Genomic DNA, 15,011 nt, shown 5'->3' with positions numbered 1-15,011 from the left:
TAAAATATGCTCACGCTCCAATCGTCTACCGGGTATAAACAAAAATGTAATAGTCCTGATTTGAGTATTTAACTGCTGCGGGCCTGACCGGTGCCTGACGGCAGGATGGCTATTTCATTTTATCTATTACTAAATTAACTTTTCATGCGTAATGCAGGATTTACATGGGTTTTGATGGGCATCATGGTTTTATTAGATATTTATGTGTACCAGGCCATAAAGGTAATAGCGCCGGTATCGCCCAGGATGCGCCTTTTGTAATGACAGTTTATTGGATACTGTCGGTGGCTGCTATTGCCATGATCATGATGTTGCCTTACAGTAATCCGGCGGCTTGGCCCAAATGGATCCGTACCTATGTATTTGCCATTGTGATCGGGTTGTTCATGAGCAAGCTCCTGGCTTCTCTATTCATTGCGGTGGATGATATTCGCCGTGCGGGTACCTGGGTAGTACAGCGGTTTTCGGGAAAAAGCCTTGGTGCAGGAGAGGAGGGAGCAGGAGGAATTACGCGGTCGGCTTTCTTAAGTTGGTTGAGCCTGGCAGTGGGTGGTGGGCTTTTTGGTACGCTGCTGTATGGATTTAACAATAAATACCGCTACCAGGTAAATAAGCTTAGGTTGAGTTTTGCCAACCTGCCGGCTGCATTTAAAGGATTGAAGATTGTACACATTTCTGATATCCATTCGGGCAGTTTTACCGACAGGCAGGCTGTGGAGAAGGGAATAGAAAAGATCATGGAGCAAAAGCCAGACCTTATTTTGTTTACCGGCGATCTGGTGAATGACCGTGCCACGGAGATGGAAGAATATAAATATGTATTCAATAAATTAAAAGCGCCGCTGGGTGTGTATTCCACCTTGGGTAATCATGATTATGGTGATTATGTACATTGGGAAAATGAATCGGTGAAGGCAGCCAACCTGGAAAACCTCAAATCGGTGCACAGTGATATGGGATGGCGTTTGTTGATGAATGAGCACGTGGTGCTGGAGAAAGAAGGACAGCAAATTGCCTTATTGGGTATCGAAAACTGGAGTGCGCGGGGCAATTTCCCTAAATATGGCAAGATGCAGGAGGCGCATCCGGGTACGGAACAATACGCATTCAAAATATTGATGAGCCATGATCCCAGCCATTGGGAAGCTGAGGTGCTGGATAAATACAAAGATGTAGACCTGATGTTGGCAGGCCACACGCATGGTATGCAATTCGGCTTAGAAATTCCCGGATTTAAATGGAGCCCTGTACAATATATGTATAAGCAATGGGCGGGGTTGTATGAAGCTGAAAAGCAGAAGCTTTATGTGAACCGGGGTTTTGGATTTATTGGTTATCCGGGCAGGGTAGGTATTATGCCAGAGATAACGGTTCTTGAATTGGCTTAAAACTGTACTAGTTGGTGAGGGTGCAATTATCAATAGCAAAGGGCCATTTACTGATCGTAAACGGCCCTTTTACTTTGACGTAAAATAAAGTTGCTACTAATTGCAGAACCAAAACCAGTTAACATTAACCATTGTACCAATCCTTAAATGCGGTCCTTCTTAATCTTCACAAATCTTTCTGCATACTTGTTTGGCTGGGTCACTGTATGCAGTACATGTTTTAAAATGGGTACAGCGTAAGCACAGGAATCCTAAAATGGTACGGTATTAAAAACGGACACCCAGGATCTAAAAGCCATCATGTTGCCAAGTCACAAAAAAAGGAGCGTTGCTGGTAAAATTTAAGCTCATGTGACCCGCATGATCTCTAATAGGCGGATGCTTAGGGGTGGTTTTTCAAACAGGCGAAAAAGTATCTGAACATTAGTTAAGGGTAGGGTTCAGGGGGCAAGGTTTTAAGTGTTTTCCTTTTTAGTAACCTGTTACTTTGTAATCACATAACAAATATACTGCGGCTATTGGGGAGGATGAGGTTGAATCGGTGAGCCGGGTTAAATTGTAGCCGGAGTACTTCAATTAGCCGGTGGGGGCAATGGCGGGTGATAAGGGGCTAGTGAGCGCGCGACTAATGGTAAATGGTTAGTGGCGATTGGTAAGTAGTTGATCGTTAATGGTTAATGAAAATTCCGAGGGAGTGGAGCTTTATTTCAATAAAGGTAATCAGGGAGGGTTCAATTTGTGTATTACAATAATTTCAATTTTTTCATGAACTGGCTACGATAACTTTCGGCGATGGGTATGGGTGTACTCATGATATTGAGTACGCCATCTTCAATGGTGTCTATTTTATCCAGGGCTACAATATAACTGCGATGGATGCGCATCAGATTGGCCGAGCTTAATTTTTCTTCCACTGCTTTGAGGGTAGTATGTACAATATACCATTTACCGGGGGTATAGATCTTAATGTAATCGCCCATCGCTTCTATCCATAAGATATCTTCCAGCTTCATCTTTTTTAAGGCGCCATTGTCTCGAATGAATAGGTAGTTCTCATCTATATTATTCACTTCCGTTTTATCGCGCTGTAAAACTTCGCGGGCTTTGTCAATGGCCTGCAGGAGACGGGGAAGAGTGACTGGTTTCAATAGGTAATCGGCCACATTGAGCTCGAATGCTTCCAGGGCATAATCTTTATTGGAAGTGGTGAATATGATCAGTGGCTTTTTGGGCAGCGATTTCAACAATTCAATGCCACTCATTCCAGGCATTTCAATATCGAGAAATACAAGATCGGGAAACTGGCGGGTTATATTTTGATGGGCTTCCAGGGCGTCCCTGCATTCGCCTAAAACTTCCAGCACGCCTGTTTGCGTAACGAGTTGACTGAGCATGAGCCTGGCCATTTCGTTGTCATCTACTATGAGGCATCTTATCTTTTTCAGAGGATTAATCTTTGGATAAATGGAAATGTTACGTTTAAGGTAGGAAAAATATGGCAATGAAAGGGCCATTAGTATTTTTTAATACTAATATGGTTGTATTCATTAAACGTGCAACCGTTTCCGGGCATCCCTGCCCCTTGGCTACTGGATAAGTTGCACAAAAAAATAAGCAAGGAGGGGGTATTGTTTACATGGGTTGTACTGCACGGGGCATGTAGATAAAACCCCATTTGAAACATTAGCTGGAATGAGGAGGCAAACGATTTTATAACTTTATTCACGAACGGTGCAACGAATTAACAACCAGTTTTGTTTCCTTGGCATATAAGTTGAAAAATACTTTATGAACTAAATATCAATTGATTTATGAAAAAGAAATCACTGGCTTTACTAACAGTAGCCCTGGCCCTTACTACCCTTTCATTTGCGCAAGGATTTCATGTTGGTGTGAAGGGGGCGCCAATATTTTTAAAGTAGATGGAAAGTCATTCAATGATGAATTTAAGTTTGGTTATAACCTGGGCGCCTTTGCCGAGATCAACTTCAATCAAAAATGGGGGTTGCAACCCGAGCTTTTGTGGAATCAGACGAATTACCGTACCGGAAATGATTTTTCGTCTTTGTATCCCAATGGGAAAAATGACGTGAAAGGAAAACTGAACTATATCAGTATTCCTATCTTGTTAACCTATCGCCCAGTAAAGATCTTCTCTTTACAACTCGGACCTCAATTTGGTATTATGACCAGTCAGGATAAAGACCTGTTGGGATCAACCAAGGAGGCCTTTAAAAGCGGTGATTTCTCCATGTTAGGCGGCGCTCAACTGAACCTCGGTGGTTTGCGTGTAGGCGGCCGGTATGTAGTAGGGCTTACCAATATTAATGATATTGACAACAAAGAAAAATGGAAGAACCAGGGTTTTCAGCTCTACCTGGGGTATGCCATATTATAGTGCTTAGGATGAAGGATTAAACAAAAAGCCTTGCAGGCCTGCCCGGCCTGCAAGGCTTTTTGTTGCGATTATTGGTAAACAATCGCTTTTGGCTGTAAAACACTGCCCTTTGTTTTCAAAACAAAGGTTATTGGCTGTAAATCAACGGCTTTTGTGTGTAAAACAATGCCTGTTGTGTGTAATACACTGGGTATTGCAGGTAAAGCAATGACCATAGCTTGTAAAACAATGGCTTTGGCCTGGAAAACAATGGGCATTGCTTGTAAAACAATGACCACTGGTTGTAAAACAATGACCACTGCTTGTAAAACAATGACCACTGCTTGTAAAACAATAGTTATTGTGTGTAAAGCCATAGCTTGTGCAAACCCACATTTGTCAAATTTTAGGCATTATCCGGAAGGCTATGTACTAGCTTTTTAATGTGGGCCGTTATTACAATAACCGGCCTTCCTAAAATGGATTTGCTATTGCTGTGTGCCGGGTATTGACCGGCAATATATTTAATGTGAAAACCGCCCGTTGTATGAAAAAGCCAAGACTAAAATCGGACTTTACCCGGCTTACAGATGCGCTAATGGAAATTAAAGCGGAAGCTATTGTAAGAGCTATGACGGGCAATGCCTTTTTCCGGCTCCATTGCCTGCGCTGGCACTGGTAAGTGTAACCATCGCCGATTATGCAACGCTGCTTTCGAGGGCGCAAACCGGAGATAGGATCCAAATTGCTTTTAAAAATGAAAAACGGGAAGCCCTGGCACAATTACTCACCCGGCTGGCTGCTTATGTAACGCTTGCTGCCGATGGCGATGAAGCGATCATGGTGAGTAGTGGTTTTGAACTGGCAAAGGAGCCTGGCAACAGGCCGCCAATAGGAACGCCGGAAAACTTTTTGGTAAATTTTGGCCTCAATACAGGCGAAATGGTGAGCAGTGTAGCCAGGGTAATGGGTGCGCGATCGTATGTTCATGAGTATACGCCCGATCCCATAGGGCCAGATAGTGAATGGAATAAACAGTTTACTACGCGGCGCAAATATACTTTTGCCGGCCTGGTGCCGGGGCAAAAATATTGGTTCAGGGTGGCTGCCATTGGCCCGCGGGAGCAAATAGTATATACCCATGCACAGGTTAGCATGGCAGCATAAGCCCGCCCCCGGCCCCTGCTACAGGAGGGGTGTAGGGCAAAATATAGCTATGAAGAGCTGGATTTTAGCAGCAGCATTCCGGTTGCCATAATTTCTGTTACCTGCCTTTTAATGCCTTCTTTATCGGTGTAGCTGCGGCTAAGCAGTTTACCTTCTATCACTGTATCCCTGCCCTTCTGCAAGTATTTTGCTGCCAGTTCTGCCAGCCTGCCCCAGGCAATTACTGTGTGCCACTGGGTTTCGGTTATTCTTTCGCCCTGTGCATTACAATAGGTTTCATTGGTAGCTATGCAAAAGCGTACCCATTTTTTGCCTTTTTCTGTAACCTTTATTCCGGGCTTTTTACCAATGCAGCCAATGAGCTGTACTTTATTGCGGAGTGCATACATAGGTGTATTATATTAATTGGAAGGAGGTAATAATATTAATGAGCGTGTGGATCGGCTACCGGGAAAATTATGATCATGCCATGGAAGGAAATTATTTTGGCATAATCATCGGGTTGGAAGCCGATCCCATACAGCCATTGACCGGCAATTTTTATTTCAGGATCTATGGCGCTGCGGCCATTGCTATTAGGAAAAACGTGGCGGCGGGCCAGGGAGCGGTACCGGCGGTTTACTTTAAGGTGCTTTTGCCGGGGAGCCGTAAACTGGCCCTGCTGTATAAGGGTGGCCAGGTAGGCCTTAAGTTCCAGGGTATCAGAAACAGCATCTGCCAGCAGGCCGGTTATAATAAGGGTGCCGGCTTTGGCACTGGCATCCGGGCCATTACCGGTTATGGCGGGCAGGGGGATAACTTTGGCTTGTTCTCCGGCACCGGCCAGTGATGAATTTTTTGTTTGTGGTTTCATAATACATTATTTTAATGTTTCGTATGGGCGTGGCTGTATTGCAAAGGCATACCCAAAGTAAAGAACAGGCCGGCGGGTAATGAACCACAAAGCGATGTATGATACATTGAATGCAGTGTGTTTTACCATAAAAAAAAGCGTGTATAATACACGTTAGAATTTTTTAAATACAGGGCGATTTTGATATATTTGTAGGATATAAATAAATGAGCTATGGCATCAAAAGCAGTACACCACGGTAATAATGTAAAGCGCCTGCGCGAAACATTGCACGTAAAGCAGGAAGCCCTGGCGGATGCTATGGGAGTGAGCCAGCAAAAATATCACTGCTGGAACAAAAGGAGCAGATTGACAGGGCACAGATGGAAGAAATAGCCAAGGCCCTGAAAATACCGGCGGAGCTTATTGAGCATTATGATGCGGAAGCCACCATAAGTATTATTGCTAATCATTTTACGAGTCAGGATGATTCTACGCTCAACGGGAATGCTAACAACTCAGGCGCAAAATATGAGCAGTGTACATTCAATCCTCTTGATGAGATGTTGAAAGCAGTTGAGGAAAACAGGCGGCTGAATGAAGAACACAAGCAATTGTATGAGCAGTTGCTAAAGGCAGAGCGCGAGAAAGTGGCACTGCTGGAGAAGATGGTGGGTAAGTAGTGCGAAAAAGAGCTATTTAAGCCAGGGCATGCGTAGCTTCTTTGGTTACTTGGAATACTTAGTACTTTTGCCTGTAAACTATTTAGTATAAAAGCGTGTATAATATACGTTAGTAGTTTCTTAAATGGAAGGTAATTTTATTATATTTGTAAGATATGAATACCACAGCTATGGCATCAAAAGCAGTACACCACGGTAATAATGTAAAGCGCCTGCGCGAAACATTGCACGTAAAGCAGGAAGCCCTGGCAGATGCTATGGGAGTGAGCCAGCAAAAAATATCACTGCTGGAACAAAAGGAGCAGATTGACAGGACACAGATGGAAGAAATAGCCAAGGCCCTGAAAATACCGGCGGAGCTTATTGAGCATTATGATGCGGAAGCCACCATAAGTATTATTGCTAATCATTTTACTAGTAATGATACTTCTACATTAAATTGTACCAATTACGGCTGCACCTTCAATCCATTAGATGAATTGCTGAAGGCATTAATGGATAACAGGCGGCTGAATGAAGAACACAAGCAATTGTATGAGCAGTTGCTAAAGGCAGAGCGCGAGAAAGTGGCACTGCTGGAGAAAATGGTGGGTAAGTAGTGCGAAAAAGAGCTATTTAAGCCAGGGCATGCGTAGCTTCTTTGGTTACTTGGAATACTTAGTACTTTTGCCTGTAAACTATTTAGTATAAAAGCGTGTATAATATACGTTAGTAGTTTCTTAAATGGAAGGTAATTTTATTATATTTGTAAGATATGAATACCACAGCTATGGCATCAAAAGCAGTACACCACGGTAATAATGTAAAGCGCCTGCGCGAAACATTGCACGTAAAGCAGGAAGCCCTGGCGGATGCTATGGGAGTGAGCCAGCAAAAAATATCACTGCTGGAACAAAAGGAGCAGATTGACAGGGCACAGATGGAAGAAATAGCCAAGGCCCTGAAAATACCGGCGGAGCTTATTGAGCATTATGATGCGGAAGCCACCATAAGTATTATTGCTAATCATTTTGCGGAAAATCCTACATTAAACGATAGCGCCACGTTAAATAGTGTAATAAATGGCAACTATACCTTTAATCCACTTGATGAAATGCTGAAGGCGATAGAGGATTACAAGCGGGCACATGAAGAGAACAAGCAATTGTATGAGCAGTTGCTAAAGGCAGAGCGCGAAAAAGTGGCACTGCTGGAGAAGATGGTGGTGGGTAAATAAAGGAAAAGGTTATATAAGATACAGATCAAAACGGACTATCCTCCCTGTGGGGCTAGTCCGTTTTGTATAAATGAATGAATGTTTTGATGAAAAATCCTGCGGTTAAATAGAACCGGCTGCCGGAATTTCTACAATTCAACAAAAAACTATTTGAAGCATGGCCCTTATTAATCAAACATTGAATGGTTATACATTTATAGAATTTATTGGGGCAGGAGGGTTCGGCTCCGTTTATAAGGCTTCCAAAAACGGAAAAACTTTTGCTATAAAGGTTTTCAGGGAAGAGTACATTCTAGCTGAATACAAAAACGGCAGTAAAAATAATCGTATTCAACAGGAGATTGATATTATGAAAACTGTCAATCATCCCTTTTAGTAAAATATATTGACGATTTTCAAGGTAGTGATTTGAATGTTCCCTCTTATTTTTGGTAATGGAATATGCTGTGGGCGAAACGCTTGAAAAACTTATAGAACGGCATGGTTTTGCATATCCGGAAAAGGCTGTTACCATTTTCAAAAATATCCTTGAGGGGATAAAAGGTTTACATCAAATAAGGGGCAACGATGATAATAAGGGTATTATTCACCGGGATCTAAAGCCGGAAAATATTATCGTCCATGGAGAAACAATCAAAATATTGGATTATGGTATATCCAAGGTAATTGACTATACAGCTTTAACAAGTACCGGTAATTTTTTGGGATCTCCTTTATATTCTTCACCAGAGCAGATAACAGATAGTAAACATATTGATAAGCGAAGTGATCTTTATACTTTAGGGGTCATATTTTATCAAATGCTCACAAAAAAAAGTGCCTTATGAGTTTAGAAACTTGCCTGAGTTAATAGATAAAATAAAAATGAAAGTCCCATTCCCCCAGGAAGTATTTACCTGATATAGCTAATAAATATGAAAATATCATATTCCGGTTATTGGAAAAAAATCCTTATCAGCGATATTCCAATATTGATGACTTAATCGGGGTGTTTAATTCAGATGAGCCTGCCTTTGTAAGGAAGTATGATACAACACCAAAGTTTGTTTTGCGGCTTTGGAATGATGGCGCGGCCCTACAGGAATATCTGAAAATTCATAGCGATAAAATGTGTGTTGACTACCCCGCGATACATCAATTTCAGCAAAAACGCTTCTACAATTAATACAAGGCAATCAATTCGTAAGAATAATTGACCCTGAAACTGTACGATTTGCATATGATACGTATATAGACAGAGAAGGATTAAAGAAACTTCCTTATTGTCCATCAGGATTTGAAGTAATTACACCTGCCTATCTGAGGTCTTATAAGAAGCAACAGGAGTACGTTAAACAGGTTATTGATGAAGAAGCAAAATTGGGCGCAGATATCTTTGTTTCTCCTTATCATTATACTCATAATACAACACTACTTCCTACTTATAAGCAAAACCCGGTTGAACAATGGTTTGATTTGGATATTAAGCTTTTAAAAGAGAGTATTGATTATAAAAACTCAGTGCCTGCATATGAAGGTAAAAAGTTATATGCAGGTATTTGTATAAACAGCAGCAGTTTAACCGACAATCAAAATAAGAATGATTTATTGAATTATTATTCAGCCCAGGAATGTGATGGTTACATTGTTTATGCTGATGGTATTGATAAAAATACAAGTGCTGTTGTATTGTATCATTATATTGATACATTGTTAAAATTACAAAGATTTACAGGGCGTCCGGTTATTGCGGGCCGGGTGAGTAGCCTTGGTTTAGGGCTAATATCTTTAGGCCTTTCTGGTTTTTCATCGGGAGCAGCAAGATTTGAGAGCTTTTCGGAAGAATTACATAAAGATGCTGCTGCCGGATATAACCTTTATGAAAGGTATTATTTTCCTGAATTGTTGGGAACTGTTTCGATTGAGAAAAACGCCCAACTAGGCTTAATCAAATTTCAAGTATTCTGGGAGCCTGCAAATGCCCTTATTGCAAAGGGAAATCTGCTGAAGATGTAATTAAAGCGCAAAACAATAAGCTACATTATTTGCATTGCGTACATTTGGAAGTAGAAACGATTAAAAATACCCCGGATAAACATACTTATTTTAAAAATAGAATAAAACTGGCAATAAGTAATTATCAGCGCTTAACAGCGGTTTATAAGCGGGATGATTACAAACACCTGATTGTTTGGAAGGAGGTTTTTGAAAATATAAGACAACAAAACTATGTTCAGATATGAAAAGGAAATGATACCCGTATTGGTTGAAAACCTGGCAAAGATTTTCAATACACAATACATTGCCAAAGAATTTAGTACCGGCAATGGCATAGCTGATTTGGTGTTTACTACCAATCTGAATGAAGAAAGCCTATTTTTAACGATTATGGCTTAATGGCTTTGTTTGTGAACCTGTTTCAGCAAAAAAAAAAGTCTTAAGAAGGGATTGGCTGGATGAAAGCTGTTATGATAAAGCACGGCTGAAAAAACTATTACAGCACCTTGAAGGAGAAGACTATATTTATTTTGAGGGTACCAAGATAATGCAGACAAGAAAATACAAAGCCCATACACAAAATTTGTTTTCTATAGAAGCCAAGCTAAAAGATTGGAAAAGTGGATTTTATCAGGCATTGCGGTATAAATTCTTTTCGAACAAATCTTACCTGGCATATCCCAAACAATACATTCACAGGGTTGATCTGGAGCTGTTGAAACAGCACAATATTGGTTTGATTGCTGTAGACAACGACAGTATCGAATTTGTATATGCCCCAAAAGTTGAAAAACCTCAGGATAAAATTTCTCATTTATTCCTATCCGAAATGTTTGCTCAACCCTTCAAGTTACGAGCCTGAATTTTAAGTGTAACCATAAATGAGGTCTTTTTATGAAACTGGAAAAGTGCCATCCTTCAGTGTAAAGGTGGCTCTACAGAGATAAGGTCGGTTTGTCAATAGTAGTTTATTCTACTACCGGCCTTTTCATTGCTTTGTTACGTGAAAAAGTACCAGACCGGGCGATAATCCACCTGTCTACAGACCATTTGCCACTGCCATTGATAACAAGGATAATGGAGATGGCCCAGAACAGGATATCAAATTCATATCCTTCTCCTTTGTTGGTGCCAAACCAGTTCATAAAAACCATTGGGCAGGTGGGCTACAAAGAAGGCGCCTGTCATTACGATGCCCATGAGGGCTGCATTGATTCTGCCGGCAAAACCGATGATGAGTAATACGGCGCTTACAGATTCGATGAGTATCACCAATGCGCTAAGCCAGGAAGGAAGGCCCACGGTGCCGGTAAAATATCCCATGGTATTGTGCCATCCAAAACCGCCAAACCATCCGAGCGCTTTTTGTAGTCCATGACCAAGCATGACCACCCCGAGGGCTACGCGTAATATAAGCCAGTTGTAATTGTTGGAGGTTGCTAATAATCTTTGTTGCATGTCTATTCTTTTTATCCTGAATGATTAAATTGATAGAACAAAATTGCATCAAAGCCAGCGCTGTAACCAATGATATGGGATAAGAAAAAGAGCTAACCTGGGTTAGGTGATTTTAAAGTTTACCCGCCATTTGCCGCCTGATGCGGCTTAGTGATTCGGGGCAATGCCCAGGTAGGAGGCTATTTGTTTGAGGGATAGCCTTTGTTCAAAATGGGGGTAGCGGTTAATAAAATCGAGGTACCGTTCTTCGGCAGTCAGGCTCATAGTATCGCTGATGCGGCGTTGCATGCTGATAAAGGCATTTTGCAACAGGATGCGGAAGAAGCGATCAAATTTGGGTATTTCTATGTACAACTGTTCCAATTGATTTTTTCAATCAGGAGTAATTCTGTGTCTTCCAGGGCGTCTACGTTATACAAAGCAGGCTGTCCGCTCAAAAAACTATACATATCACCTGTCCACCATTCTTCAAAAGCAAACATGAGAATGTGCTCCTGGCCATTGTTATCAACCTGGTAGGTTCGCAGGGAACCCTTGTTCACAAAGCATTCATAGCGGAAAACATCTCCTGCCTGTACCAGGTACTGACGTTTGCGCAGGGTACGGGGTTTCAAAACCGCGGTAAAACGGTCTGTTTCTGGCGGAGTTAACTGTATGAAGCGGGCAATGTTTTTGAGAATAAGATCATACATGCGGTAAAGATAGGTCAGTTCCAGGTTTAGCTATGTTGTTTTGGGCTGCTATCCTACTTGTGGAAAAAGGTTATGCGTCATTAGCTAATGGTAGAATTATGGAAATTAGTAATCAGATGGAGCCGGTTGTTTTACCAGCGCCAGCATATGCTCCTGTTAAAGAAAATGAGCAAGTGTTGTTGGCACTGGGTATTACGGTAAATCATATTGCTGCGCTGCCCATAATCGTCCGTACAGGTGTGTGTTTTCTACTCCTGGAGGTACGTAATTACGAGGTGCTGCAATCCCTGCATCCTGCTCCGGAAAATATGCGCCTTTTGTCAGATGAGTATGAGCTGGCGGGCTTTTGTATTTTTGCCGTAATGCGGCCAAGCTGGCCGCTGCTACCGCGCGCCTTTTTACCTGCCTGGCTGGTGCAGGTGTACCGGGTATTCCTGCTGCAGGGGCTCTTGCCTGCTATCTGTATGATATAGCGATGGTTAAGAAAGAGGAAATGACAATTTTGCAGGTTCAAGCTACCGCCCCCGGCGGTATGGAGCAGGTTACCATTCACCTGCAAGTTCAGGCCGGAAAGATCCTTTCAATCCAACCCCTGGGCGGAGCTAAATGACGCCCACAGGGTGTATCCCTTCATAGCTTATCTTTGGTTTATCCGGATAGTGTGAGGTTGTAACCTATTAAGTTTTAATCAGAAGTAGTTACCTGCTTTCTGGTTGGCATTAAACTTGACCTATATACCCTTCTCTTCAAAATCCCAGGATTTTAAGAACCGGCGTGTTATTTTGTCATAGATAAACTGTAGTATGAGTAGTATGAAAGAATCCTCAATTTTGTTTCAGTCAGAAGATGATATGGACTTTATCCCGATAATCCCCCTGAATGAAAATGAAGATGATAACGGCCCCGAGATTGTGATTCCGGGCGAATTGCCGCTATTAGCGCTTAGAAATACGGTCTTATTTCCCGGCGTGGTATTGCCCATTACGGTGGGGCGCGATAAAAGTATCAAGGCCATAAATGACGCTTATAAGGCTGACAAATTGGTAGGCGTGGTTGCACAAAAAGACAGTAACGTAGAAGACCCTACTGTCAGCGACCTGGAAGATATTGGAACCGTGGCCCGGATCATTAAGCTGATCAAGATGCCGGATGGCGGTACAACGGTGATCATTCAGGGTAAAAAGCGCTTTAAAATAGCCAGTATTCTTACCGATGATCCCTATTTCAAGGCGGCCATTACGTTGCTGGAAGAAGATGATGCTGCGAAACCAGACGATTTTGAGGCCTATGTAGCCAATATTAAGGACCTGGCTACGCAGATCATCCAGCTATCGCCCAATATTCCTGCGGATGCGGCGATCATTTTAAAGAATATTGAGAATCCCTCTTTCCTCATCCACTTCATTTCAAGCAACCTCAATACAGAGCTGGTTGAGAAGCAAAAGCTGCTGAAAATGAATAATATAGAGGCTAGGGCCGATTTGTTGATGCAGTTGCTGCAGCGGGAATTACAGTTTGCCGAGCTCAAAAATAAGGTGACCACGAAAACGAAGACGGAGCTGGACAAGCAGCAGCGGGAGTATTTCCTGCAGCAGCAGATGAAAAGCATTAAGGAAGAGCTGGGTGGTGACAGCAACGACCGGGAAGTAAAGGACATGAAGAATAAGGCAGAAACCACCAAATGGTCTGAAGCTGCCAAAGAAATGTTTAAGAAGGGAATTGAAAAGCTGGAACGTATGCATCCCAGTACGCCCGATTATTCGGTGGTGTACAACCATCTTGATCTAATGCTTGACCTTCCCTGGGGCATTTATACAAAGGACCTTTATGACCTGAAAAAGCCAGGAAGATACTGGACCGCGATCATTATGGTATGAACAAGGTGAAAGAACGTATCCTGGAATACCTGGCGGTGTTGAAATTGAAAGGCGATATGAAGAGTCCCATCCTATGCTTTATCGGACCTCCCGGTATTGGTAAAACTTCACTGGGCCGTAGTATCGCCAGCGCCATTGAACGGAAATATGTGCGTATTAGTTTGGGTGGCTTGCATGATGAAAGTGAAATAAGGGGGCACCGTAAAACGTATATTGGCGCCATGCCTGGCCGTATTGTTCAATCGCTTCGTAAAATAAAATCATCCAACCCTGTTGTGATCCTGGATGAAATTGACAAGGTAGGAACTGATTTCCGTGGCGACCCCTCTTCGGCTTTATTGGAAGTATTGGATCCCGAACAAAACCATACTTTCTACGATAACTACCTGGAGTTGGAATATGATCTTAGTAAAGTATTGTTCATTGCTACGGCCAATGATATAAACAATATTCAACCTGCACTGCGTGATAGGTTGGAGATCATTGATCTCAGTGGGTATGCTGTAGAGGAAAAGGTAGAGATCGCCAAACGACACCTGCTTCCCAAACAAAAGGAAGCGCATGGCCTGAAGGATATTAATTTCAAGATAGGTGATAAGGTATTGGAAAAGATCATCCAGGACTATACGCGTGAAAGCGGGGTGCGGGAGCTGGATAGGTACCTGGCATCGGTAATGCGATATGAAGCAAAGGAGTATGCTATCAAGGGAAAGGTTAAAAGCACGCTTACAGCCAATGATATAGAGAAGATACTGGGTAAACCTCGTTTCAGCAATGAAATGTACAAGGTGGCCAATATGCCGGGGGTGGCTGTAGGGCTTGCCTGGACCTATGTAGGTGGTGATATTTTATTTGTGGAAACGAGTTTAAGTGACGGCAAAGGGGAGTTGAAACTGACGGGCAACCTGGGTAACGTAATGAAGGAAAGTGCTACAACTGCATTGACCTGGTTGCAATCGAATGCTAAAAAGCTGGATATCGACAGCAGCATCTTTGAAAAGAAAACCATCCATATCCATGTACCGGAAGGGGCTACGCCTAAAGATGGTCCCAGCGCTGGTATTACCATGATGAGTGCCATCTGTTCGGCTATCACCGGCAGACGTGTAAAGCCTTATCTGGCCATGACAGGTGAAATTACTTTGCGTGGGCAGGTGTTGCCGGTTGGCGGCATTAAGGAAAAAGTGCTGGCGGCCAGAAGGGCAGGACTTAAGGAAATCATCCTTTGCTGGCAAAACGAAAAAGACATTCAAGACATTGATTCCGGTTTTATCAAAGGACTGAAATTCCATTATGTGAAGACGATGCAGCAGGTGTTGGAACTGGCATTGGTATAGTTTTTAA

The 15,011-nt window shown here is 42.5% G+C and carries 24 protein-coding genes; 16 read left to right on the top strand and 8 right to left on the bottom strand.

Going from position 1 to position 15,011, the window contains the following annotated elements; translation table 11 throughout:
- Positions 1–164: 164 nt before the first annotated feature.
- Entirely contained in the window at positions 165–1,388 is a 1,224-nt protein-coding gene (locus tag RS881_RS48430) for a metallophosphoesterase (protein WP_315817393.1), read from the top strand.
- A gap of 743 nt (positions 1,389–2,131) precedes the next feature.
- Here the strand turns inward: RS881_RS48430 and RS881_RS48425 are convergent.
- Positions 2,132–2,782: a LytR/AlgR family response regulator transcription factor gene (locus RS881_RS48425; protein WP_315817392.1), complete on the bottom strand. Its 651-nt coding sequence runs from the start codon at positions 2,780–2,782 to the stop codon at positions 2,132–2,134.
- Positions 2,783–3,192: 410 nt separating this feature from the next.
- Between RS881_RS48425 and RS881_RS48420 the strand changes: the two genes are divergently transcribed.
- Positions 3,193–3,786 (top strand): porin family protein, encoded by a 594-nt coding sequence (locus tag RS881_RS48420; protein WP_315817391.1) that lies wholly within the window; start codon positions 3,193–3,195, stop codon positions 3,784–3,786.
- Between the two features lie 68 nt (positions 3,787–3,854).
- Here RS881_RS48420 and RS881_RS48415 read toward each other — a convergent pair whose 3' ends face one another.
- Entirely contained in the window at positions 3,855–4,106 is a 252-nt protein-coding gene (locus RS881_RS48415; RefSeq protein ID WP_315817390.1) for a hypothetical protein, read from the bottom strand.
- Between the two features lie 155 nt (positions 4,107–4,261).
- Here RS881_RS48415 and RS881_RS48410 point away from each other — a divergent pair, with 155 nt between their 5' ends.
- Complete coding sequence (locus RS881_RS48410) at positions 4,262–4,447, top strand: hypothetical protein (protein ID WP_315817389.1); 186 nt, start codon at positions 4,262–4,264, stop codon at positions 4,445–4,447.
- The gene (locus tag RS881_RS48405) at positions 4,426–4,932 is read left to right on the top strand and encodes a fibronectin type III domain-containing protein (RefSeq protein ID WP_315817388.1); all 507 of its coding nucleotides are present in this window, start codon (positions 4,426–4,428) and stop codon (positions 4,930–4,932) included. The genes RS881_RS48410 and RS881_RS48405 overlap by 22 nt, the downstream gene beginning before the upstream one ends.
- A gap of 47 nt (positions 4,933–4,979) precedes the next feature.
- Here the strand turns inward: RS881_RS48405 and RS881_RS48400 are convergent, their stop codons facing one another.
- Both RS881_RS48400 and RS881_RS48395 read right to left on the bottom strand, forming a co-directional pair.
- Positions 4,980–5,321 carry a single-stranded DNA-binding protein gene (locus tag RS881_RS48400; protein ID WP_315817387.1) on the bottom strand — a complete coding sequence of 114 codons (342 nt, stop codon included), beginning with the start codon at positions 5,319–5,321 and terminating at the stop codon, positions 4,980–4,982.
- Positions 5,322–5,356: 35 nt separating this feature from the next.
- The gene (locus tag RS881_RS48395; protein WP_315817386.1) at positions 5,357–5,785 is read right to left on the bottom strand and encodes a hypothetical protein; all 429 of its coding nucleotides are present in this window, start codon (positions 5,783–5,785) and stop codon (positions 5,357–5,359) included.
- 213 nt (positions 5,786–5,998) lie between these two features.
- Here RS881_RS48395 and RS881_RS48390 point away from each other — a divergent pair, with 213 nt between their 5' ends.
- The 9 genes from RS881_RS48390 to RS881_RS48350 all read left to right on the top strand — a co-directional run bounded on the left by RS881_RS48390 (position 5,999) and on the right by RS881_RS48350 (position 10,039).
- On the top strand, positions 5,999–6,160 hold the full coding sequence (locus RS881_RS48390; protein WP_315817385.1) for a helix-turn-helix transcriptional regulator: 162 nt from the start codon (positions 5,999–6,001) through the stop codon (positions 6,158–6,160).
- Positions 6,148–6,447: a hypothetical protein gene (locus RS881_RS48385; protein ID WP_315817384.1), complete on the top strand. Its 300-nt coding sequence runs from the start codon at positions 6,148–6,150 to the stop codon at positions 6,445–6,447. Before RS881_RS48390 ends, RS881_RS48385 begins: the two co-directional genes overlap by 13 nt.
- Positions 6,448–6,602: 155 nt before the next feature.
- The gene (gene relB / locus RS881_RS48380) at positions 6,603–7,046 is read left to right on the top strand and encodes a type II toxin-antitoxin system RelB family anti-toxin (RefSeq protein ID WP_315817383.1); all 444 of its coding nucleotides are present in this window, start codon (positions 6,603–6,605) and stop codon (positions 7,044–7,046) included.
- A gap of 155 nt (positions 7,047–7,201) precedes the next feature.
- The gene (gene relB, locus RS881_RS48375; protein WP_315817382.1) at positions 7,202–7,663 is read left to right on the top strand and encodes a type II toxin-antitoxin system RelB family anti-toxin; all 462 of its coding nucleotides are present in this window, start codon (positions 7,202–7,204) and stop codon (positions 7,661–7,663) included.
- Between the two features lie 157 nt (positions 7,664–7,820).
- Positions 7,821–8,039 (top strand): protein kinase domain-containing protein, encoded by a 219-nt coding sequence (locus RS881_RS48370; RefSeq protein ID WP_315817381.1) that lies wholly within the window; start codon positions 7,821–7,823, stop codon positions 8,037–8,039.
- A 70-nt stretch (positions 8,040–8,109) separates the two neighbouring features.
- Positions 8,110–8,490, top strand: a complete 381-nt coding sequence (locus RS881_RS48365) for a protein kinase domain-containing protein (protein ID WP_315817380.1) — start codon at positions 8,110–8,112, stop codon at positions 8,488–8,490.
- A 110-nt stretch (positions 8,491–8,600) separates the two neighbouring features.
- Positions 8,601–8,828, top strand: a complete 228-nt coding sequence (locus tag RS881_RS48360; protein WP_315817379.1) for a hypothetical protein — start codon at positions 8,601–8,603, stop codon at positions 8,826–8,828.
- Positions 8,829–9,022: 194 nt separating this feature from the next.
- Positions 9,023–9,658, top strand: a complete 636-nt coding sequence (locus tag RS881_RS48355; RefSeq protein WP_315817378.1) for a hypothetical protein — start codon at positions 9,023–9,025, stop codon at positions 9,656–9,658.
- A gap of 213 nt (positions 9,659–9,871) precedes the next feature.
- Positions 9,872–10,039, top strand: coding sequence for a hypothetical protein (locus RS881_RS48350; protein ID WP_315817377.1), 168 nt, complete (start codon positions 9,872–9,874; stop codon positions 10,037–10,039).
- Between the two features lie 569 nt (positions 10,040–10,608).
- Here RS881_RS48350 and RS881_RS48345 read toward each other — a convergent pair.
- The 4 genes from RS881_RS48345 to RS881_RS48330 all read right to left on the bottom strand — a co-directional run bounded on the left by RS881_RS48345 (position 10,609) and on the right by RS881_RS48330 (position 11,790).
- A complete protein-coding gene (locus RS881_RS48345; protein WP_315817376.1) occupies positions 10,609–10,785 on the bottom strand; it encodes a DoxX family protein in 177 nt (58 codons plus the stop codon).
- Complete coding sequence (locus RS881_RS48340) at positions 10,748–11,098, bottom strand: DoxX family protein (RefSeq protein WP_315817375.1); 351 nt, start codon at positions 11,096–11,098, stop codon at positions 10,748–10,750. The genes RS881_RS48345 and RS881_RS48340 overlap by 38 nt, the downstream gene beginning before the upstream one ends.
- A gap of 147 nt (positions 11,099–11,245) precedes the next feature.
- Positions 11,246–11,461: a cyclic nucleotide-binding domain-containing protein gene (locus tag RS881_RS48335; protein WP_315817374.1), complete on the bottom strand. Its 216-nt coding sequence runs from the start codon at positions 11,459–11,461 to the stop codon at positions 11,246–11,248.
- Positions 11,443–11,790 (bottom strand): Crp/Fnr family transcriptional regulator, encoded by a 348-nt coding sequence (locus RS881_RS48330; protein WP_315817373.1) that lies wholly within the window; start codon positions 11,788–11,790, stop codon positions 11,443–11,445. The genes RS881_RS48335 and RS881_RS48330 overlap by 19 nt, the downstream gene beginning before the upstream one ends.
- Before the next feature lie 59 nt (positions 11,791–11,849).
- On the opposite strand from RS881_RS48330, the gene RS881_RS48325 reads away from it, so the two are divergent.
- The 3 genes from RS881_RS48325 (at position 11,850) to lon (ending at position 15,004) form a co-directional block, all read left to right on the top strand.
- Positions 11,850–12,263 (top strand): hypothetical protein, encoded by a 414-nt coding sequence (locus RS881_RS48325; RefSeq protein WP_315817372.1) that lies wholly within the window; start codon positions 11,850–11,852, stop codon positions 12,261–12,263.
- 339 nt (positions 12,264–12,602) lie between these two features.
- Complete coding sequence (locus RS881_RS48320; RefSeq protein ID WP_315817371.1) at positions 12,603–13,667, top strand: LON peptidase substrate-binding domain-containing protein; 1,065 nt, start codon at positions 12,603–12,605, stop codon at positions 13,665–13,667.
- The gene (gene lon, locus RS881_RS48315; RefSeq protein WP_315817370.1) at positions 13,664–15,004 is read left to right on the top strand and encodes an endopeptidase La; all 1,341 of its coding nucleotides are present in this window, start codon (positions 13,664–13,666) and stop codon (positions 15,002–15,004) included. The genes RS881_RS48320 and lon overlap by 4 nt, the downstream gene beginning before the upstream one ends.
- Positions 15,005–15,011 lie beyond the last annotated feature (7 nt).

It is taken from the genome of Paraflavitalea speifideaquila (assembly GCF_032395985.1).
Classification (GTDB): Bacteria; Bacteroidota; Bacteroidia; order Chitinophagales; family Chitinophagaceae; genus Paraflavitalea; species Paraflavitalea speifideaquila.
Note: the sequence above shows the minus strand (reverse complement) of the source record. Positions and strands in the feature narration are given on the sequence as shown.